Raw genomic sequence first — 20658 nt, 5'->3', positions numbered from 1 at the left:
CTGTGTCAGCTGCGGCGGTCAGCCTTTCGGCATCGTGCCCAACACCCTTGAAAGTCGGATTTTTTCGGCGAGCTTGCCGCCACGTTCGGCATAGGCACGATCACGCTGGTCTCTGGCGAGCTTCGGGGACAGACCTCCGCTCATCATTCCAGACCCCATTGCGCCCAATCTTGCACCCGTCCAGCGCGCGGCGGCGCCCGTCAATGGTCGCGTCGCGGCGCGGATGGGTTGCGGAGAAATCGAGGCCAGCCGGAATTGCCCGGTCAGATGGCTGGCCGCAGTCGGGATGGCTTTCAGGGCAAAAATGCCCACGAAAACCACGACGACGAAACCAAGGATGGAGCCAAGCGTGGATTCACCCTCAGTTAACCCCAAAGCCTGTTCTTCACCGACCTTCACCACGCTGGCGATGATCGCGGCGGCTGCAATCGGATACATCAGATAGCCGACGAAGGATTCCAGCCAGGCCTCGAAGAGATTGCGGGTCTTGTCGAAGATCGTGGCGATCATCGCGAGCGGTGCGACCCCGAGCAGAAAGGCGATCATGATCTTGGCAAAGCCGACGACCAGGACATAGGCGGCCATCAGGAGGCCGAGGATGACATAGGCGAACCCACCAATCACGCCCCGCATGATCGAGCCGCGCGATGCTGATACGTCATCGACCGTATCCGCCATATTCTTGGCAAAACTGTCCATCGCCGTGTTGGGATCAGAGCTGCCGGACCTTGATGCGTCAAAGAACCCCATTGCGAGGTTGCCGGCGCCATCCGAGAGAGCGTGATAGAGGACCCCGAAATTCGCCCAGCTCAACCCGAAAGTGTAGACGAGGATCACCCGCCAGAAGAGTTGCTTGGCATCGCGCAGGGAGAGATCTGACGCCCCGGTGGCGATGTTGATGCCGAGCGCGATGACGAAGATCGTCATCATGATCGTCGCGATCGGGCCAAGCGCCGAGGCGGTTGTCTCGAAATAGCGCTCCCCGGTCGCGGCGATCGAGGCATCGATGCTGTCGAGAATATCCGTGACCAGGCCCATCAGAACGGCCCCCCGCAGAGCTCTTCGATTTGCCAGCTCATGACACGCGCCTCGTCGTAATAGTTTTGAGTCACAAGGTCTTCCAAATCCGTGACCCCGGCCGCTTCCATCATCCGCGTCTCGAAGGCGATCAGCGTTGAGGCCGGGATCATCTTGCCAGTGCAGGTGCAATCCTTGGTCGCGAGCACATTCGTCGCGATGAGGAAAGAGTTCAGATGGGCGCGACGGGCATAGATGGCATTACCCTTTTTGCCGAGATAAGCGACCAGTTCCGGCGACTTCTCGCAGGTATAGTAGGGGACGTTCTGCGCATCCTTCAGCGGTTCGACCGCAGGGGCGTCTTCCGCGCCGAGGTTGAGGTCCAGAAACCGATCTTCCTCCGCCTGCTCTTCTTCGGTGAGGGGCTGCATCGCCACGAACGCATCGTCTTCAGCCGGGGCAGACTTGTCCGGCAGGGCCAGGAACACGGCGCTTGCGGCCACAGCCCCGATAACGGCACCAATACCGCCATAAACCAGCTTGTTCATCCCTCAATCCTCCATCCTGATCTGCAGGAACTTCTCTTCGTCAGCTGCTGTCGCGGCATCCATGACGCCCGCCTCGCCCATGCCGACCGTCTGCACGGCCTCCATCGCCCAGAGGTTGGCGAGCGCGATGCCGAGTTCGGCCGTGACACGCGTATTGAGATCGATGGCCTGCTTGAGGTTCTCCGTGCCCTCGATCTTGCCCACCAGCCCATTGATCCGGGTCAGGCTTTCTTTCGCCTGTGCGGACGAGCTTTCAGCCGCCGCCGACATGAAGGCGTTGACGTTCGCCGAGGTGCCGATCCGGGCGGTTGCGGCAGTCTCGCTGTTCGCCAGATCTTGCACCTGGTCCCGGTTCATGCCGGCCGAGGCGAATGTCTTGTCGACATGGCCCGCGACCGAGCCACCGCCGAGCGTCCCGCCGGCCAGCGCCTGCGCCCAATTGCCCGATTTGGCCGCATCGAGCGATTTGGTGAGATCGGCAAATTGCGGCAGGATGTCCTGCAGGAAGGTATCCGGATCAAAGCCGAGATCGGCCAGCGACAACCCGTCCTTCAGCGCAGCAAGCTGGCTTTGCAGAAGCTGGATCTGTTCCAGCATCTTCAACACCTGGTCGTCCAGCTTGAGGTTCGCGGCGATCTGCTCTTTCAGCTGAAGCTTGGCCTCGGCCAGCTGATCGGTCAGCTTGGCGAGGCTGGACACATCGATGGTCGGAACCCCCTGTGCCGTGGCCTGAAGTCCGAAGCTCAGTGCGATGGCGGCGGCTGCGAAATAGGTCTTCATCATCAATCCTCCAGGGAAACACGCAAAAATTCTTCGTCATCGGCATAGGCTTGCAGAAGCAGGCCATAGCGCGCGGTATCGATCTTCTGCCGGACCGCCTTGAGACGGCTTTTGATGATCGCCATGCGCGTCACTTCGGCGCGCGCATAGCTGTTCAGGTCCAGGGCCTCCTTGGCCGAGGTCGTCCCTTCGATCTGCGTCACCACCTGGCGGAGCCGCGCTGCGGCCGCCTGCATCGTGTCCATTGACCAGGCGGCGTAATGCGCACCGGCATCCGACAGGTTCGACGCCTCGGCGATCGCCATGTCCTTCGGGTCCAGCGTCCCCACGGCATCCGCGGCGCCACCCATGCGCGCGGCATAGCGGCTGTAATAGCCGCTGATCTTGCGCACATAGTCCTGGGTTTCGCGGTAGGGCGGGATGCCATTGTATTTCTGGACCGCGCCAGGACCGGCGTTATAGGCGGCCAAAGCCAGCTCCATCGAGCCGAACTTGCCCAGCTGTTCCAGAAGGTATCGCGCGCCGCCGTCCAGTTGCAGGCGCGGATCGTCGTAATAGGCCGGATAGATACCCAGATACTCTGCCGTGCCGGGGATGATCTGGGTCAGGCCGAAAGCAGCCTTCGGGCTCTTGGCCCCGATGCTGAAATTCGATTCCTGCTTCACCAATGCCTGGAACCAGCAGCGGAACTCGACCGCATTGATGCCGGCGCGACCGAGGGCGGGATGACCGCCGAACCTGATCGCGGTCTCGGCAATCATCTGCTCGATGGTCACGGGCGCATCGCCCATGATCCGGTCGACATAGGGATTGTTGTCGTCGATCGCATAGACCGTCGCGGCGGCATAGAGATCGCCCGAACCGCCACCGGCTTCCAGGCCCGGAATGAAGGCGCTGGTGCCGGTCAGAAGCTTCAGCGTCTCGTCCAGCGCCGCGAGCTGCTCGTCCTGATAACGGGCGATTTCGGCGCGCTTGGCATTCTCCGCGACCTCGGCAGCCGTCTTTTCCCGCTCCGCTTCGACGGTCATCACCTCGATGGCCAGTTTCTTGCCATCGACGGTCGGCACGCCCTGCGACCACAAAGCGGCCGGCAGGACGCCAAGCGCGAGGGCGGTTCCGAGCAACCGGGCATGCCTCAGCGTCATCGCCGCGCTCACGGTGCAGATGCGCAGTCGCGCGGTTCGACAAAGGCCATGCTGTTCCAGCAATTGGCCTTCTTGATCGGGGTTTCGCCGCAGGCGGCAAGCGCGGGCAGAAGGGCCAACAGAAGAAGAGCCTTACGCATCGTTATTCCTCCAGAAAAATGGGGTGGTTTCGAAATCGGGACCAAAAGCCTGCCGACCGGCTTCACCGCCGCCGAGTGCGGTCAGAAGCGGTCCGAGGGCCGAGAGATCGACATCAAGCAGGGTTTGGCCATTATGGCCGCGCAGCAGCGCCTGGCGCGGACCGTTCCGACCGGCCAGCAGGAAATCGAGCTCATTACCCGACAGCGCGAACCCCTCGTAATCCGATGGCTGCGCCCGGCGGTTCGGGAACAGGATCTGTGTCGGCAGCCCTTCAAGGATCGTGCGCGAGGCGCTGTTCCGGATCTGCGACGGGAACTGTGTCAGCAGGACCACGACCACATTCATCTTGCGCACCGTGACCAGCCATTTCGGCAGCCACCGGGCAAAGAACTCGTCATCGAAGACCGTCGAGGCCTCGTCGATCACCAGAAGCATCGGCTGGCGGGCCTCGAACATCAGCTCCAGCCGGCGGAAGATATAGGACAGGAGCGCCGAACGCTCCGTCGGCAAGCTCAGGATTTCCGTCAGATCGATGCCGAGGACATCGAGCCCGTCGAAATCCACCACGGGCTTGTCGGCCTGCCCGAAGACCCAGTTATAGCGGCCCTCCGGTCCCCATTCCGCGATCCGCGTCGCCAGCGCACGATCATCGCGCGCGTCACCGATCAGCGTGGTAAAATGCTCGAACGTCCTGAGCCCCTGGGCGGCCTGACCGTTCTGGCGCACCGCATGCTTGAGGCTGTCGGCCTGATGTGGGGTAAGAATGTCATGGCCACGCTCTACCAGCGTGGCCAGCCAGTCCATCAGCCAGGCTTCACCGCGCGGACCATGCTCGGTCGCCAGCGGGTTCAGCCCGGTGGGTTCGCCCGCCTTGATTTCGGCATATCGGCCACCCAGGGCTGCAACTGCCATCCGCAGGCCCTGATCCTTGTCGAAAAACACCAGACGCGCGCCAGTGCGCCGCGCCTGAGCCGCAAGGAAAGCCAGCGTCGCGGTCTTGCCGCTGTTCGAAGGGCCGAGGATGAGGGTGTGGCCGATGGTCGGTTCCGCTTTCGGATCGCCGGCATCATGGAAGGAAAAGCGATGCGCTGCCCCCGTCACGCTCTGAAAGACGGTAATCGGCGTCTTCCACGGCAACCGATCGGCAGGCGTGCCGCTATCGGTCATGTGAAGGCTGCACAGATCGGCAAAGGTGATCGAACTGACGATGGTTTCCCAGGCCTGATAATCCCGATTGCCCGGATGGTTGGCAAAGAACGTGGCCTCCATGGTCGAGGCCAGCCGCGTCAGCCTGATCCTGGCCCGTTCGGCGACACCACGAACCTGCGACACCCGCGCTTCCAGCGCCTCCGGGCTCTCGGCAAAAACCGTGATGGTGAACTGGTGTTCCCCAAAGCCAAGCCGCCCGCTTTCCACATCGTCATAGGTCTGCTGAAGCTGACTCTCGATCGAGGTGGCGGCATCATCTGCCGCGCGCATCTGGTCGATGCGGCGCTTGGCGAGATCGGAGATCTTCTGGCGTGCGATGGGGGTGTAGGAATGGGTGATCAGCGTGTCCATGCCGGTATCGAGCGCATCGAGCATGCCCGGTTCGGTCATGGTCGGGTAATTCCTGACCGCCAGCACGGCAGCGAAGCGCGGCCGATCCAGTCCCTCATCGAGGGCGATCACGCTTCCCTTGAAGCGCAGACCGACCGTGCTCACATCCTCAGCGATCAGGGAGATATCGCCGCGATATTCCGGGCGCAGAACGCCGGAATTGATCGAGCTGTAAAAGCCGAGCAGTGAGCCATCGCTGATCCTGAGACGCCGGGTGCCGACCGGCAGGCTGGTTTCCAAGATGGAAACGACCTCGCGCAATTCGGCGTGGCGCTCGCTGGTATCGCCGTCGAAGATCTGTTTCGCCTTGCGGCTGAAAAAGGGCAGTTTGAGCGGCGCTTGCAGGTTGCGCACCACCGTCAGAACCACCACGAAGTCGCGCAGCGCGGCCTCGGCAAGGTGCCCGGTCCAGCGGGCATCCAGATCGGCGGCGAAGCTGTCGCCATAGATCGGCGTCAACCCGAGCGTTGCCGGCTTCATCATCCGATGGACATAGAAGCTGAACCGGTCATCCAGACCGTCGAGGACCCCCGCGAAGCTCCGGCGCAGGTCTTCCAGATCGCGGTCGGCCGAGGTGAAGCCGTCCTTGCCCTTGATTTCCAGGGACATCATCAGGGCATTCTCGCGGCTGCGCACCGTGAAATCGTCGATCTCCAGCACATAGGGCATGTGCGGGTAGAGCTGCGGCACCTTCGGCCTGACGGCCGCGGCACGCGCCGCGCGCTTGCGATCCTGGCTTGCGTCAAACATAGCGACGCCCCTCTTTACGTTTCTTGCGGGAGAGAGAGGGCGGGGTCCGGCGAAGGACCACCGCGAGGGCCTTGTGGCCATTGGGGTTCATCGCGACAGCGACACGCGCCGCGAGATACCAGAGCGGACCTGTCAGCACCCAGGGGATGAACTGCGTCCAGAAGAAGGGAAGGGCGGTCAGCGCGCCCACACCAAGCATATAGGGCATCGGCAGACCGGCCAGCCGGGCCTGACGCGACAGGCCAAGAATGACGACGCTCTGCTCCATCAGGTCAGCGCCGATTTCATCTGCGTGACGAGGGTGGAACCGCCGAAGACGAAAAACCCGCCGACGAAGATCATGACGACCCACCACCAGCTGATCCGGTTCATCGCGGCCATGAAGCCACAGATGATGAAGGCGCCGGTAAAGATGGCGATGGCGATATTGCCCTTGAGCCAGGTGATGAAACCCGTCCCCACCTTGTCGACCTTGGAAAAATCGACCGAGCCCTTTGCCTGCGCCAGCACTTCGCTTGCGTGAAAGATGACGAGAGCCACCGCCAGGACTGCGACCGCAGCCTGAACATAGTACCGTTTCATTTGACTTTCTCCTGAGTTGACGCCTGAGCCATGAGGCGATCACGCTCCGCCATGATGCGGACGACGTAATTTCGGGTCTCTCGATAGGGGGGGACGCCGCCGTATTTCTGGACGGCACCGGGGCCGGCATTATAGGCGGCCAGGGCAAGGGTCGGACTGCCGAACCGCTGCATCTGCGTCAGCAGATACCGCGCCCCGCCATCGAGGTTCTGTATGGGATCGTGAGGATTGACGCCGAGGATCTTCGCCGTTCCCGGCATCAGCTGGGCCAGACCAATCGCACCTTTCGGGCTGAGGGCACGGGCATTGAACCGCGATTCCTGCCAGACCAGCGCCTCGAAGGTCGCGATCCATTGGCTGCGGGATAGTCCCGCAGCCCTGATCGCGGGATGGTTCTGATACCTCAGCGCCGTCTGCCGCACGCTCGGACGTGCGCCGGCATATCGATCGGTGGGCGCGCGGCCCATGATGACCTGCTCGCCGCCAAGCGCGGCCAGCTCGTCGCGCAGCGCCAGATGCTCGGCAACCGCTTCCGGGCTGTCCGCCGGTTGTTCTGCCTCGCGGCGTCGGCCCTGAGTGTCGAAACGCTGGACCGACTGAGGGCCGGGTTTGATCTGGGATCCGTCTGCGCCGAAGCGGATCACATCGGCCTGGCTGAACGAAACGGTCAGGAGCAGGAAGGTCAGCGTTGCTGCCACCATTCCCCGCATCGTTCTCAGAGAAGAAATAAGTCCATCGTCACCTTGGTAGGGGTGGGTGAACTGTCGCTTAAAGGCTTGTATATGACACGAGCCGCCGGAATGGCGGATATCGTTTAGTAGATCAGTTGAAACTGCCGGAGCTGACCAGATTACCGCGCTGGTCGAAAATGCGATACCGCCCGTCCATCCATAGCTCATACGCCTCACCCTCATGGTGTGGAACCATGAGTCGCGGCAGTCCCAAGTCTATGACGAGGGAGCTAATGCCGGCGAGGGATTTAAAAGTTCTTTGAGCAAGACGGTATGTCATCAAGACCCACCGCTCACCCTCATCGGTAACCGCATAAACATGCCAGTCACCGCCCCAGGAACTTCCGCGCCGCGTAGGTGTGTCAGCACACACAATACGCAAACCACCTCGTCCGTTAGCCAGCACCTCTTTCAGTTTATCCTCAACAATCACAGGTGCCGCATCGCTTCTCATGGTGGTCCCTAGCCTTCTCGCTTCAGAACCACTTCCAACTACATTTTCGTGCTTGCGTCACTAGCTGTTGTCGCAAAACACGCTGTTATGATAGTTAGAAGCTTATGAGAGTCAATGCCGCTAATGCATGCAATAGTCGCTTTTGCAGCTTTTAGCCCGTGAACACGCTCACCGTGTTGGAAATTGGTGCTTTTGGGCCGGTGATTGGCTTCCGAATACCGCATCCGAACGCAACAAATCGTCCGTCATTGTTGCCCACGACATCACCTAAAGGAGCAGGTTCCCAACCGAGCCGCTTAGCCATCCGAAGGAATGCTGGTGATCCAAGGAATAGACACCTCGATCCGCCAGCCTGATAAATATACTCATTCGCGGCCACCAAAACTTGCTCAACTATGTTCGGGCCACCAGTCGCCACCAGCCGGGTTAGTTCCCAGGTTTGGCTGTCCATGGGCGGTTCGCTATAGCAAAGATTCTTCGGCATATTGGGCAGAAGGCCCAAAAAGGCATCCCGGATCATGTACGAGTAGGCGATTGACCCTGCGCCCGCGCGCATGTCCGTTCGCCGAAGACGTGCGCCCCCGAACACCTTCTTGCCATCATGGGCTAAGATATATGTGGTATCAAAGGTGTCGTATTGCTCGAATTCAAGGCCGTCTGCATAAAACAGCGGCCATGCCTTCTCGTCCACAAAGACCCGCTTCCGCATACGTAGGAATTCGGCAATCAGGTGGTATCTGTCCACTCGGCCGGGCAGCGTGATCGCTTCGAGCAGCACGTTCTCAGGTTTAGGTGCGCGAAACTCGATCATCAATGCTTACTCTCTGCTTCCGGGAGCCTAGCGAGACCAAGAAACTGCCTGCACGGCATCTCAGGATGCGGCAGCCATAGGCCAAAATCGGAAATCTGGACGCGAAGAACGCCGTCACTCGCGTAGAAGTCGAAGTACTTCTTCATGGTATCCACCATGTCGATTGTGAACTCCGCTTCCGCAACAATCCGGTTTGCTGTCGGTCGATCCGTCATACCCTACTTCTCCGCCACAACCATAACATGCAATCGATCTTTTGCACTCTTGCGAGGCGGACGCTACCCCAGTAGACCATCTGTCATATCCGAAAAGACATAAACTCAACCAAATTTCTGGACGCCATGGCGATCAATCAGCTCATCCCGAACTTCGACACAGAAATGCAGATCTTGAACGAGCTCTCGCCAACAGGCTGGATCATCGGCTTCAACCTGACCGTCTACAAGGGAGCCGAGCATCTGCAGACAACTTATCCAGAAAGCTGGCGCACGATCTACGAGACAAAGAATTACTTCTTTGGAGATCCGATCGCTCTCTGGTCAATGACCCGTACAGGCGCCGTTCGCTGGTCCGAAGTGAAGTTTCCAGACCTGCTCGGTGTGCTCAAGCAAGCGCGGCACTTCAAGCTGAACTACGGGATGGCGTTGGCTAGAAAGCTCAACAAAAAAAGGTCTTTCCTGACGTTATCAAGATCAGATCGAGAATTCACAGACGCGGAAATCATGATGGTTGATGCCAAGTTCAAGATATGGACAGAGCTTGTCCTCCACGAGGCCGACCTGACTGATGGCGAGCTAGAGGTGCTTCGCGCACTACGCGACGGCTATGGACAAGCCGATATCGCCGAGCACCTGTCGATTGCAGAATCGACGGTGAAGCAGAGAGCCATTTCTGCCACCAAAAAGCTTGGGTCCAATAACCGCACCCAAGCAGTTGCAACAGCCATCACGAGAAAACTGATCTAGGTGCTCATCGTGGATCTGCGCGCCTTGCCGGCTGGTCTCGACCCACGTCAGGAACCTTGCTATAAATCGCATAAACGCCTATTGCTAGCGAAAGGCGTTTATGCAGGTAAGGTGGATCATGCTTTCGAAGAGAACTCTGGTCGGAACTGTCCTCGCTGCTTCGTGCAGCATTTTCGGCCCAGCAACTGCGGTGAACGCCTACCCGATCGACTGCGCTATCCTGCTGTGCCTCTCAGGCGGTTGGCCGGCCTCGGCGGAATGCGCGGCCGCACGTGCGGAATTCATTCGCCGCATCACCCCCTGGCCGATCGAGCCTCCGCTTCAGATCTGGCGATGCCCGATGAATGCGTCCTTCCAAGACAAATCGCCAACCGAGCAGTTCTGGTCCATCAGCGCCACGGCACTGCCGGTGCAGTCCTACAAGCCGCAGGCAGCCATCATGCGAGATATGGCCATTCAGGTTGCCGGTGGTTCTCGCGCCAATGTCGATATCTCCGGTCCGACTTATGATTTCGTGAGATCGATCAAGGTCTATGACATCGACTGGTGGCAGCGCGTGCAGCGGAACAGCGACGGCGATGAGAACTGCTTCACGTTCAAGCGCCGCGTCAATGAAGGCAGCTATGGAACGCAGGGCGATTTTTCCTGGGATGGCGTGAGCATCCTCGAAGCTCCTGCCTGGATGGAGACCGGCCTTCGCCAGGAGGGGCCCTGCGATGCCGCAGGCCGGTATCGGGCCGTTGGCGTCGAGTGGACAGACTATTTCGGCGCGCAGGGTTTTGAGCTGGTACGCTACTAGATATTGCGGCAAAAGCGCGGACGGGATCAAGAATTGCCCACTGCGACCAGAAGATGTAGCCTGTCGCGATAAGAATTCTTCAAGAATCATCGAGCGAGGACAGTCAGACCCCGAAAAAGCGAACCCCCGCGCGGGGAACCCGGCGGGGGGGATCATGCAAACAGGTCGCCAAACCTGAATAGCCCAATACGATAGGCTCATTTGTAATCCCCCTCGACAAGCAGATCAAGCAAAAACGCGCCAGCGCGACCGAAGAAAATTTGCCCGGATTTCCTGCGCCTGACCATGACAGGAGCAGAGACATGACAATGAGCCATGCGGCACAAGCCGCGCCACGACCCGCCCGGCCTGTGCTGCCGGAAGGGATCACCTTCAACCACCTGGTCGAACTGATCGAGCGGCACGCCAGGCGTGCCTTCGGCCTCGGCCTCGCCCGCCGCGATGCGCTCTTGCGCATGATGCGCGCGACCTCGGTCAGCGACTGGACCGATCCTGACCGCGATCCGGTCTGCTTTCGGGCACAGCAGGATCTGGCAGCCGAGCTTGGCATTACGGATCGTGCGCTGCGGGGACACGAGCGTCAGCTGGAAACCCGTGGCCTCGTCGAGATCGACACGGCCGCCGATGGACACCGCTCCGGCGTTGAGCTTTCAGGTGGCCGTCGCCTCGGCATCAACTTCGCGCCCCTGATCCGCCATGTCGAGGACCTGATCGGCCTCGACGCCTTGCGCCAGGCTGAACAGCGTCGCTGCCAGGCCCTGCGGCTGGAATGCTCGGCTGCCAAGCGCGACGTGCGGCAGCTTATCGAGCATCTGATTGAGATCGATCCGAAGCATCCGGCGCTGCCCGAGGCCCTGCGGTCCTTTGCCAGCTGGCCGCGCCGCTACGCCGCATTCCGGACGATCGACAGTCTCGAAGCCCATCTCCAGGAGATCACGGACACCCTTGATGCCCTTCGGGATTTCCTCTCATGTCGTGCAGAATCTTCCGGCGTGCCGGAATCCAGGGTTCCGGCGATACTAAATACAAACCTAAAGAGTCTTGATTCTTGTAGCGGTTCCTCCGCCAGGGACATGCGGACGGCCCGCAAGCGGGCCGACGATGATTTTCCTGCGCCAGTGCCTGACGGCACGGGCGATTGCAGAGAAGAAGATGATCGTCGTCCCGGCGATGGTCGCAAGCCCGAACTGACAGAAACCTTCAGCCCCGACGAGCTTTACCGCATGGCCAGCGATGACATGCGGCTCTATCTCGATGGGTTCCGCCAACCCGGCCAGGCGCTGGATGATCGACATTTCATCAAGGCGGCCATCTCGATCCTGCCCGATCTCGGGATCAGACCCTCAGCCTGGGAGGATGCGGCCCAGCTGATGGGCAATCTCGCGGCGGCCCTGACCGTCCTGGTGATCGATGCCAACCAGCATCGCGCCGTCCAGCCCGTGCGCCGGCCCGGCGCCATGCTCTGTGCCATGACGCGGATTGCCGAACGCGGCGGGCTCAACCTGCACGGCAGCCTGATCCGGCTCAAGCAATGGAAAATCTACAATAAATAGAGATGGTTGAGAAATGGGTGTGCCAGTTCGTGCCGCTGCCGCAGGACCAGATCGAGGTCAGGAGGATAATCCGATGAACAGAGCAATTCAGGCGCTCACGATCGCCCTCGCGGTCGTTCCCGCCGCCGTCCACGCGTTGTCAGCGGGATCGAGCAGCATCTGCCTGCCGCCAGAGGAACCCTATGTTCCCTCCGGCGATGCCGAGTTCCGGGACTATGCCGACATGGTGTCAGCCGATTTTGAACGATATTTCAGCGAGATAACGGATTATTTCATCTGCATGGACGCCACCCGTCAGGCCGTGCTCGAGCGTGCGAGAGAGGTCTCGAAGGCGCATCAGGAATTCTGGCGACGCGCGGAGGAACTGGGCGTGACCGAACGTGCGGCGGCAAGCCGTCCTGATGCCGTTTCCGCGCCTTGAACCTGCATAGTCCATAAACCGCCGAGAACCGGGACATTGCTGCCGTCTGGCACGAAACGTTCGCCAGCCAAGCCAACCATTTTGGGTTCAAGAGATTCTGCTAGTCTGATAGGATCACAAGTTGAGAACACAAAGGGAACGAAAAGCATGAACACACGGACCTTTTATGAGTTCTTCGCAGGTGGCGGGATGGTCCGTGCTGGTCTAGGTGACGGATGGTCATGTGTGTTTGCAAATGACTTTGACCGGCGCAAGGGCATCACCTATGCCGACAATTGGGGTGATAGAGAGCTGGTTGTTGACGACATTCGTCAAGTTGGACCCGACGACCTGCCGGGAGTTGCGGATCTGATCTGGGGTTCATTTCCATGCCAAGACCTATCGCTCGCCGGCGGCGGCGCTGGGCTCCGAGGGGATCGATCGGGGACCTTTTGGCCGTTTATGCAGATCGCCAATGAACTTAAGGAAGAGGGTCGGCTTCCTCGTGTCATGGCCCTGGAGAATGTTGTTGGGACGCTAACATCGCACGGAGGCACTGACTTTGTGGCCATCTGTCAAGCGATGTCGGATTTAGGTTATTTATTTGGAGCAATCGTTGTTGACGCCGCACTATTCGTCCCTCAGAGCCGTCCGCGGTTGTTCGTGATTGGTGTTCAGATCGGCCACGAGGCTGCGGCAGCATCCGGCCCTACAATGTGGCACAGCACCGCACTGCGCCGGGCTCATTCAACACTAAACGAAGAACTCCGCGAAAGATGGGTATGGTGGGACATGCCGCCGCCGCCCCACCGCGAGGTTCGATTTGCAGATATTCTTCAGGAAAAACCCTCTGACGTCGTTTGGCACACAGCGGCAGAAACCCGTGCTCTACTGAGCATGATGTCCGAAGTTAACCTCGCGAAAGTTGAGACTGCTAAAGCCGCCGGTATTCGTATGGTCGGGGGTGTCTACAAGCGGACACGGTGGTCGCACGGCGTGAAGGTCCAGCGGGCGGAGATTCGGTTCGATAACGTTGCTGGTTGCCTGCGAACACCAGCGGGCGGATCATCACGTCAGCTGATCATGGTTGTTGAGGGGTCTAAAATCAGGTCGCGTCTAATCTCGGCTCGGGAAACCGCCCGCCTAATGGGCCTTCCAGACTCTTATCGCCTGCCTGCCGCATATAACGAGGCTTATCACCTGACGGGGGATGGTGTTGCAGTTCCTGTCGTGCGCTATGTTGCTCGACACATCGTTGAGCCAGTTCTTCGCAGCATGAAAGAGCCAGAAGATGACCGAGATTCCGTGCGAGCAGAATCCAGCACTCCGACAGCAGATAATTGAGCTTGCTGAAACACTCCGCACGAGAACGCACGAGATTCCTGGAATAAATGTCGATGAGCACGACCTTTATCAAAGTGGGTTGTTCAGAGGTGCGATAGAGCGGCTACGCGGGCAATATGCGGCTACGATGGCTCCGAAACGTGAGTTTGTCCGCCGTGTCCTTAGCTTTATGCAGGATGGTGGGTTCATTGCAGACTGGACATCAGCAGGAGAAGCAAACCGTCACGATTACACCATTACACTCAATAACGGACGAACTTCTGTTATCGAGCTTAAGGGGTGTCTCGACGGGAATAACACCAACATCTTTACCAGACCCCCGCACGCGTCCGAGTTCGTGATCTGGTCAGTCTGCTCCAACCCAGGCGCAAACCCAAGGCATAATGTCTGGTCCGGGATTCACACCCGGCTGTCCGCGGAGATCATCGATCGACAGCAGCGGGTTGATGGTCTGATTGTGTGGGACTGGATCTGCGGGACTTTGGGCCGTCCCTGCCCTAAAATCGCAGATGCGGCTGACATGACAGAGGTCGCACAATACGATCTGACTCCGCCTTGCATCTATCTGTTTCCGCCCACAGTTCCGTCACCTCGGAACAACCCCAAGCCAGCACCGAACCAAATACAAGACGTCGGCATCCTAGACGCCATGCATCGATGTTTTCGCGGCCTTGATGAACACCTGAACGAGGTATCATTCGAGGTTAGGCACACCGGCAATGAGACCGAACGACAGACCACCATAACCCGCAATGGAGTGGTGGCCCGACAGTCCGCATTTACGCCGATACGTCGAGAATAAAAACATACTGCAAGTTAAGATTGCCAGACTGGTCTTTATGGCTGATCTGCCTCTCGCGCTTTCATGTTATCGAGGGCGACCTTCGCCTTATAGACCGTGCCCCGCGATATCTTCATGTCCCGCGCGATTCTGGTTGGAGACTGACCAGCCTTCAGCTTTTCCCGGATCTCGTCCATATCGATCTTGGGCTTGCGCCCACGGTAGACGCCCCGGTCCTTCGCGGCAGCGATCCCTTCGGCCTGGCGCTCACGCCTGAGATTGGTTTCGAACTCGGCAAAGACCCCGAGCATGTCGAAGAACGCCTTGCCGGTCGCCGTCGAGGTGTCGACGGGCTGCTCCGTCGCCGCCAGATGGGCGCCTTTCTCCTTCAGCCTCGTGACAATGGCCTGTAAATCGCTGAGGCTGCGCGCCAGACGATCAATGCGCGTGACCACCAGCGTTTCGCCCGCCTGGATGAAATCGAGGATGGTCTTCAGCTCGTCCCGCCCATCAAGGCTAGTTCCGCTCTTCTGCTCGGTCCTGACCACGCTGCATCCAGCCGCCTTCAGGGCGAACATCTGTGCATCGAGGTTCTGGTCTATGGTCGAGGTTCGCGCATAGCCGATCATGTAGCGGGATTTGTTCATTTTGGGTCGACCTTCTACGTGATTTGCTCATTATCTCAGAACGAACCCAAAATAAACAGAAATCCGCCCGCAATCATTGTTCACTCGGGCTGTCAGTCTGGGGTATACCCTAAATCTACTCGTGGACGCCCCTCAACAAGGCCTGTGGTCACCGCTCCATGGGCGACGACATGCGTAGTGGGCGGAGAGCCGACATTCGGCGATGCAGCGTCGTATCCGCGGCAATCTGGACAAGCCGACATTCGGGGACATGGCAATGACTGGCGGGCAAGACCCGCAGGTCGGGCGGAAAGCGGTCATTCGCTACTGATGCGAACGCAACCTTACCAGAATGTTGAAGCGGACATTCAGCTAGGATCACTTTGTTGGACCAGACATGACCCGCACATAGGACAGGGCGGAGAGCGGGCCTTCGCTGTAATTGACAAGCGTGTGGTCAAAGCATAAAGCTAGGATTTCCCCGCCCTTCGCGTCCTTGCGTCGACCTCATTAGCGTTGCTGGTGTCGAAGACTACTCCTATGTCTGGTTGCCCACCGGAAAAGCCTGACAACCAAAAAATATGTCGCGTCCAGATCTTCAAATCATTTACTGGGGCGCTACCGATCATTGCTAGGTATATGAGATGACTGACTACAAGGACTTAAATATAGATCGTGAGACACTGGATGAGCACATTCAGCGATTCATTGAATCAGCGGGTTATTCAATTGACGGCGAAATCGAAACCTCCGACAAGCGCAAAAGGCTGGTCTTTGGTCGTCCGGGCGCTCAGTTTGCAACCGTGGATTTACACCTCAATAAGACTGGCACAACAACTATCCAATGGAAGATGGGAAAGAACCAGCCGATAGGGGAGGAACTAGCTGTCCACCTGAAGGCCACAATTAATCCTGCTGAATTTGAGAACGTAAACTACGCTCTTAAAGGAATAACCTCTGAGTCATTCGATTCAATTTTAGATCTTATGGAAGATGGCGTCGAAGTTGCGACTAATCGCAATGATGAACTTACCAAGCAAGTAACGTTAAAGAGCGTTGAACATCACGACTCTCTTAAACTTACTCACCATCGTCGCACAAGGGTATTACAGGTTCAGGGCAAGCCTCTTTCTTGCTATCGGCGCGTTATATTTATGCTTACTGATCTTTTGGACCTGAAGGGGCTTGAGCAAGTCCTGTATCGTAAGGATGAAAGTAGCGCGGATATTGTCCGGAAAGAAATGGCTGAAGATTACCTCAAGACTTTCTTCCCCAATAGCTATGTCAATATCCCTGATGATATCAAAAAACTTTTGATTTCTAGTTGCTGCGTCAAGCTTGCTGCGCCTAACCTGCCAGACTATTGCCTTCTACTCTATCCTGATTTGCGATCGCTTGAGGGTATTCTGAAGCTCAAGATGGCCAAACACAATATGTCGGTTCAAGATGCCGAGAATGGCTTTGGTGACTTCTTTGATGTAGCATCGGGGAAATGCACCCTAAAACTTGAGCATCAGGGAAAAGTTTCAAAGAAAATAGCGGAATCGCTAAGCAATGGTTATACTTTTTACCGTAAGCACCGCCACGCAATTTTTCACATGGAGGAATTCTCTGGTGGCAGCAGAATGATAAATACCTTGGATTCAGCTATTGGCTTATCAAAAGATGCGTATTCAGCAATTGATGCGCTGATTCAATGAGAGTGGAGCAATGATTGAAACCGTCCGCATAATTGGTGAAATAGCTGTGGTTACGGCCACGGCAGATTTCCACCCCTTACGTGAGATTAAACTTCTCACCTTGAAGCTTGCTAACTTAGGCTTCGAGGGCATTGTGCTTTTCGACTTGCTTTCGGTCAACGGGCTGACCCCAAATCGATTTGCCTCCATGAGGTTTGAAAAGACCGGTTTTGATCGCAGCTCATTTGCCGTAGAGACCGATGTAAGTTCGGCCATTCGAGAGAGGCAAGATTTGATGGCCAAAAGCCATCAAGCGTTCCTTCTTGGCAGTGTCCTCTCGTCTAGCGAATTGAAGAGGTTCATGCATTAAAGCGTTTCGGTAACAACGTGAATCGCAGAGGGATTCCTGCAAGACTCGGTTTGTGCTCCTCTTGTTTGGGGAGAATGGGTCATGTCAGCACCTTTGCCGAATGCGCTCCGGACGCGGTTTCAGCGCCATATCGAAGAGGGCCTGAGCGGCCGTGCCGCAGCCATGCGCCTGAAGCTGTCACCTGCAACAGGCGCACGGTGGGCACGCCTGATCCGGACACGCGGCCACGCTCATCCCGCGCCTCAGGGGCGCCCTCTTGGGCGAGGCAAGCTCGCGCCATTCCAGGCGTTTTTCGAGGAACTGGTCACCCAGGATCCTGACATGACGCTCTTCGAACTGCGCGACGCCCTGGCGATGGCGGAAGGTCTCGAAGCTCACCATTCTTCCATTGCCGCGCTGCTGTCACGGCTCGGCTTCACCTATAAAAAAAATCGCTGGTGGCCAGCGACGGGGCCGCGCAAGTGTAAGGCAGGCCCGGCACGATTGGTTGACGCGCCGCTTGCCTGCACTGCGGCGTCAGCCGGAACGGCTTGTATTTATAGACGAGACGTCCATCAAGACGAACCTTACCTGCCTGCGTGGTCGCGCTCACTGCGGTGATAGATCGCGTCTCCGACCTCGGCAGAGGCCATGGCGGCCCGCATTGCAGCATCCGGCCGCGTCACAGTGTTCGAGCGGAAATCGTCCATGACTGCCATGTAACCGTTCCCGTGCGGGGCCGATGATGGCCCGGAGGCAAGAAAGCCGGTGCCGGGCCGAAGATCAAGCCGCTGCCTTGGCCCTTCTCTTGGTGTCTTGCAGCCTGTAACGGAACTTCACATCGGGCAGGCCCGCTCGAGGGGAAAGCCGGTTGACGAAAAACAGCGGCGCAGGGATATCCCCACTTCATGGGCGATCAGGTTGTCGCGGGCGAGAACGTGATGGGCTGCCCGCCAACTGCCCAGGCCATTCATGAGAACGGCTTCACGTTCGGGCTCACGGTCGATTTTAGGGCGTCAAGCCGCATATGCAGCTTCAGGGTTGTCCGGCAGCCGCCCGCAACAAGTTCAAAGCCTGCACCGGGATGCTGCAAGAGTCACGAATGGCTTGTCCCGGGAAGCGGCGGCACAACATTCCTGCTTGATCGGCGTCTCGCGGTCGGCTTCGCCTAGACCAAGCCTGATGACGGTTGCAGGGTCACGCAGCGGCGCAGATCATTGTGAAGAGCCCATCGCCAACACTCATGCCGACGGCAGCGAATGCAGGTGCAGCGTGAGCGCCCGGCCCTTTGCGAATGTTCGTGTTAATAGCAACGGATGTCCGGTCGCAGCCTAAGCCCACGGTCACCGTGGCGACAGCATGGATCCAAGCTGGCCAGGATCTGAGGGTCAACTGGCGTCCGCTGTCCACAACAGTGATAGCACTCCGAAGAGCGCAGCGAAGCAAACTCCGGCATCGATCTCCAAGCGGTTTTTCCTAACTGGTTGTTCCAACGAACTTGAACAGCCGAGGCATTTCGTCGTGACGCCAACCTCCCTCCCTGATACCGTCGCAAGCAGCCTTCGATAATCCCCTCGGAACAACGCATTAGGGAAACATGATGGATGGTAACAAAGTGCTAGGGCATGATGCAGATACCTTGATCAAGCCCGACATGCTGGCAGTTCTCGAACGCACCAATTTATCTGTCAACGTGCAAGGCTTCCTGTTGCCCGTTTTCGAAGCGCTTTCGAACTCGATGGATGGAATCGAGCAGCGTTTCAATGATCAAGCATCTCGCAAGGGGAAAATTCTCGTCAAATTTGAAAGCCTAAACGATCCTAAAAAGATACTGATTAGCGTCACAGATAATGGCGTTGGCTTGAATGAGGAAAACTATAAATCGTTTCGGACACCTTTCAGCGGGTATAAACTTAGCAAGCGCGGGCGCGGCTTCGGGCGCTTCATTGCCTTCAAAGTATTCTCTCGGATTCACTATTCTAGTCGCTTTGAGATCGCCACTATAGAGGAAACAAGGACCTTCCGTTTTGACATTTCCCAAGATGAGGAGATCATCTTCCATGATGGCAAACCTGAATTCTCAGGGTGTGGCATGTGTGTCGAACTGGATGAACCTCTGAAAGATTGGTTCGAACTCATTGGCTCACTATCAAAGCAGGATGTGAAGGACCAAATCGGCTCGCACTTCCTGCCATATTTTCTGTATCGCGGGCTGCCTGAGATTTTTCTTCAGTTCGACGATGATGAACCGGAAAACATCACCAGCTATTTCAAGGCAGTGTTCGTTGAACACGCTGCAGGCCAGATCGACACTACTATTGAGGGTGTAACGTGCTCCCTGAATTACACACTGACAAAGATCCCCAAAACAAGACAGTTCAAAAGCCATAGTCTACTTTTCGCGGCGGCGGATCGAATTGTTGGACACCCCCGCGACCTTTCAAACAAGCTAGGCGCCACACATTTCGTAGACAAGGACGATAGCAAGTTTATCATTGTGGCCGTTGTTCGAGGCGAAGCTTTTGAAACGCGTTTGAACGACTCTCGCACTAGCCTGGACCTTCCGCCAAAAGCGATTGAAGAAATTGTAGGAATTGTCTGCGAGAAGATTCAGGACCGCGAGAAACAGCAAATCGAAAAGATTAAGACCGGACAGGCTCAGAAACTCAATGTGGCTCTGCATGAAAATCCGATTCTCCGCTTGGGCCTCAAGGGGCAATCTCTTTCCGAGTATGTTGCAAAGAAACCCAACCACTGGGGGCCGGAAGAATTTGTTCAAGACCTCGCGCTGTCCCGTTACCGAAACACCGGCGATTTGCTCAAGCAGATCACTGAGGCGGCCAATGACCCAGCATCATATGCCGACAAGATAAAGGATTTGGCGAGCCGCATTGATGCTGGAAAAAAAGAGGCGCTCGCCGAGTATGTCATTCATCGGAAGAGCATTATTGAGCTGCTCGACGCCGCTCGAAAATTCGATGACGCTAAAACACGTGGTGCTGAGGATGAGGTTCACTCCCTGATCTTTCGCCGATTTAGCGACAGCGTGAATGTTGAATATTTCCAGCATAATCTTTGGTTGATTGACGATGCTCTCGCTTTCTTGCCGTATGTGTCGAGTGACCGAACGATGCACGGAGGGGGAAGAAAGAAAGGTGACAAAGTCACTGACCTCTTGTTCTACGACGATACGATGGTGCTAGGCGACGAAGATGGCACTACCCTGACTATCGTTGAGTTCAAGAAGCCTAGCCGTAATGACTACAGCTTTGGGCCAGCAAAGTCGGACCCGGTAACGCAGGTCATCGACACTTTGGAAAAGGCAGTCGGGGCGGGAGGCATCACCAGAACTGATGGTGGCCATATGTCGTTCGAACGAGTTGCCCGCCGTAGCGCTTTCATTATCGCTGATTTGACCCCAACCCTGATCAAAGTTCTAAAGCGCCACAATTTTCAGAATCCTCATGATCCCAAGATTTGGACGCAGTATTTCGACAATGGCGAAATTTTCATTCAGGCGTTTGGTTACGACACCTTGGTTTCTATGGCGAAGAAACGGAATCAGGCCTTCAGCAAGGTTCTTCTAGATGATTGATACTAAAGC

General features: G+C 57.5%; 21 protein-coding genes. 10 read left to right on the top strand and 11 right to left on the bottom strand.

The features are described from left to right. Window positions 1–18: 18 nt before the first annotated feature. The 10 genes from CUV01_RS19210 to CUV01_RS19170 form a co-directional block, all read right to left on the bottom strand. The gene (locus tag CUV01_RS19210; protein WP_101462362.1) at window positions 19–1038 is read right to left on the bottom strand and encodes a TrbL/VirB6 family protein; all 1020 of its coding nucleotides are present in this window, start codon (window positions 1036–1038) and stop codon (window positions 19–21) included. Beyond that, a complete protein-coding gene (locus tag CUV01_RS19205; RefSeq protein ID WP_101462361.1) occupies window positions 1038–1565 on the bottom strand; it encodes a hypothetical protein in 528 nt (175 codons plus the stop codon). Before CUV01_RS19205 ends, CUV01_RS19210 begins: the two co-directional genes overlap by 1 nt. Before the next feature lie 3 nt (window positions 1566–1568). After that, window positions 1569–2348, bottom strand: coding sequence for a type IV secretion system protein (locus CUV01_RS19200; protein WP_101462360.1), 780 nt, complete (start codon window positions 2346–2348; stop codon window positions 1569–1571). After that, window positions 2348–3490, bottom strand: a complete 1143-nt coding sequence (locus tag CUV01_RS19195) for a lytic transglycosylase domain-containing protein (protein ID WP_157994941.1) — start codon at window positions 3488–3490, stop codon at window positions 2348–2350. Before CUV01_RS19195 ends, CUV01_RS19200 begins: the two co-directional genes overlap by 1 nt. A gap of 8 nt (window positions 3491–3498) precedes the next feature. After that, entirely contained in the window at window positions 3499–3630 is a 132-nt protein-coding gene (locus CUV01_RS20270) for a hypothetical protein (RefSeq protein ID WP_277869397.1), read from the bottom strand. Then, on the bottom strand, window positions 3623–5980 hold the full coding sequence (locus CUV01_RS19190) for a VirB4 family type IV secretion/conjugal transfer ATPase (RefSeq protein WP_198731956.1): 2358 nt from the start codon (window positions 5978–5980) through the stop codon (window positions 3623–3625). The genes CUV01_RS20270 and CUV01_RS19190 overlap by 8 nt, the downstream gene beginning before the upstream one ends. Next, the gene (locus CUV01_RS19185; RefSeq protein WP_101462357.1) at window positions 5973–6248 is read right to left on the bottom strand and encodes a VirB3 family type IV secretion system protein; all 276 of its coding nucleotides are present in this window, start codon (window positions 6246–6248) and stop codon (window positions 5973–5975) included. The genes CUV01_RS19190 and CUV01_RS19185 overlap by 8 nt, the downstream gene beginning before the upstream one ends. Then, window positions 6248–6562: a TrbC/VirB2 family protein gene (locus CUV01_RS19180; RefSeq protein ID WP_101462356.1), complete on the bottom strand. Its 315-nt coding sequence runs from the start codon at window positions 6560–6562 to the stop codon at window positions 6248–6250. The genes CUV01_RS19185 and CUV01_RS19180 overlap by 1 nt, the downstream gene beginning before the upstream one ends. Beyond that, window positions 6559–7461, bottom strand: coding sequence for a lytic transglycosylase domain-containing protein (locus CUV01_RS19175; protein WP_338418354.1), 903 nt, complete (start codon window positions 7459–7461; stop codon window positions 6559–6561). Before CUV01_RS19175 ends, CUV01_RS19180 begins: the two co-directional genes overlap by 4 nt. A 437-nt stretch (window positions 7462–7898) precedes the next feature. After that, window positions 7899–8558, bottom strand: a complete 660-nt coding sequence (locus CUV01_RS19170) for an acyl-homoserine-lactone synthase (RefSeq protein WP_101462354.1) — start codon at window positions 8556–8558, stop codon at window positions 7899–7901. Window positions 8559–8899: 341 nt separating this feature from the next. Here CUV01_RS19170 and CUV01_RS19160 point away from each other — a divergent pair, with 341 nt between their 5' ends. The 6 genes from CUV01_RS19160 (at window position 8900) to CUV01_RS19135 (ending at window position 14421) form a co-directional block, all read left to right on the top strand. Further along, on the top strand, window positions 8900–9523 hold the full coding sequence (locus CUV01_RS19160) for an autoinducer binding domain-containing protein (RefSeq protein ID WP_101462352.1): 624 nt from the start codon (window positions 8900–8902) through the stop codon (window positions 9521–9523). A 118-nt stretch (window positions 9524–9641) separates the two neighbouring features. Further along, window positions 9642–10322, top strand: coding sequence for a hypothetical protein (locus CUV01_RS19155; RefSeq protein WP_232962810.1), 681 nt, complete (start codon window positions 9642–9644; stop codon window positions 10320–10322). 302 nt (window positions 10323–10624) lie between these two features. Further along, on the top strand, window positions 10625–11875 hold the full coding sequence (repC, locus tag CUV01_RS19150; RefSeq protein ID WP_101462350.1) for a replication initiation protein RepC: 1251 nt from the start codon (window positions 10625–10627) through the stop codon (window positions 11873–11875). Between the two features lie 73 nt (window positions 11876–11948). Next, complete coding sequence (locus tag CUV01_RS19145) at window positions 11949–12296, top strand: hypothetical protein (protein WP_101462349.1); 348 nt, start codon at window positions 11949–11951, stop codon at window positions 12294–12296. Between the two features lie 147 nt (window positions 12297–12443). Beyond that, a complete protein-coding gene (locus tag CUV01_RS19140) occupies window positions 12444–13619 on the top strand; it encodes a DNA cytosine methyltransferase (protein ID WP_101462348.1) in 1176 nt (391 codons plus the stop codon). Then, the gene (locus CUV01_RS19135) at window positions 13567–14421 is read left to right on the top strand and encodes a hypothetical protein (RefSeq protein ID WP_101462347.1); all 855 of its coding nucleotides are present in this window, start codon (window positions 13567–13569) and stop codon (window positions 14419–14421) included. The genes CUV01_RS19140 and CUV01_RS19135 overlap by 53 nt, the downstream gene beginning before the upstream one ends. Before the next feature lie 35 nt (window positions 14422–14456). Here CUV01_RS19135 and CUV01_RS19130 read toward each other — a convergent pair whose 3' ends face one another. Then, the gene (locus CUV01_RS19130) at window positions 14457–15047 is read right to left on the bottom strand and encodes a recombinase family protein (protein ID WP_101462346.1); all 591 of its coding nucleotides are present in this window, start codon (window positions 15045–15047) and stop codon (window positions 14457–14459) included. 623 nt (window positions 15048–15670) lie between these two features. On the opposite strand from CUV01_RS19130, the gene CUV01_RS19125 reads away from it, so the two are divergent. From CUV01_RS19125 to CUV01_RS19110, 4 genes are all read left to right on the top strand, one after another. Further along, window positions 15671–16726 (top strand): type II toxin-antitoxin system RnlA family toxin, encoded by a 1056-nt coding sequence (locus CUV01_RS19125; RefSeq protein ID WP_101462345.1) that lies wholly within the window; start codon window positions 15671–15673, stop codon window positions 16724–16726. Between the two features lie 10 nt (window positions 16727–16736). Further along, the gene (locus tag CUV01_RS19120; protein WP_101462344.1) at window positions 16737–17075 is read left to right on the top strand and encodes a type II toxin-antitoxin system RnlB family antitoxin; all 339 of its coding nucleotides are present in this window, start codon (window positions 16737–16739) and stop codon (window positions 17073–17075) included. An 81-nt stretch (window positions 17076–17156) separates the two neighbouring features. Then, window positions 17157–17675 carry a helix-turn-helix domain-containing protein gene (locus CUV01_RS19115; protein WP_101462343.1) on the top strand — a complete coding sequence of 173 codons (519 nt, stop codon included), beginning with the start codon at window positions 17157–17159 and terminating at the stop codon, window positions 17673–17675. A 979-nt stretch (window positions 17676–18654) separates the two neighbouring features. Next, complete coding sequence (locus CUV01_RS19110) at window positions 18655–20649, top strand: ATP-binding protein (RefSeq protein WP_157994939.1); 1995 nt, start codon at window positions 18655–18657, stop codon at window positions 20647–20649. Window positions 20650–20658 lie beyond the last annotated feature (9 nt).

The organism is Paracoccus tegillarcae (assembly GCF_002847305.1).
Classification (GTDB): Bacteria; Pseudomonadota; Alphaproteobacteria; order Rhodobacterales; family Rhodobacteraceae; genus Paracoccus; species Paracoccus tegillarcae.
Note: the sequence above shows the minus strand (reverse complement) of the source record. Positions and strands in the feature narration are given on the sequence as shown.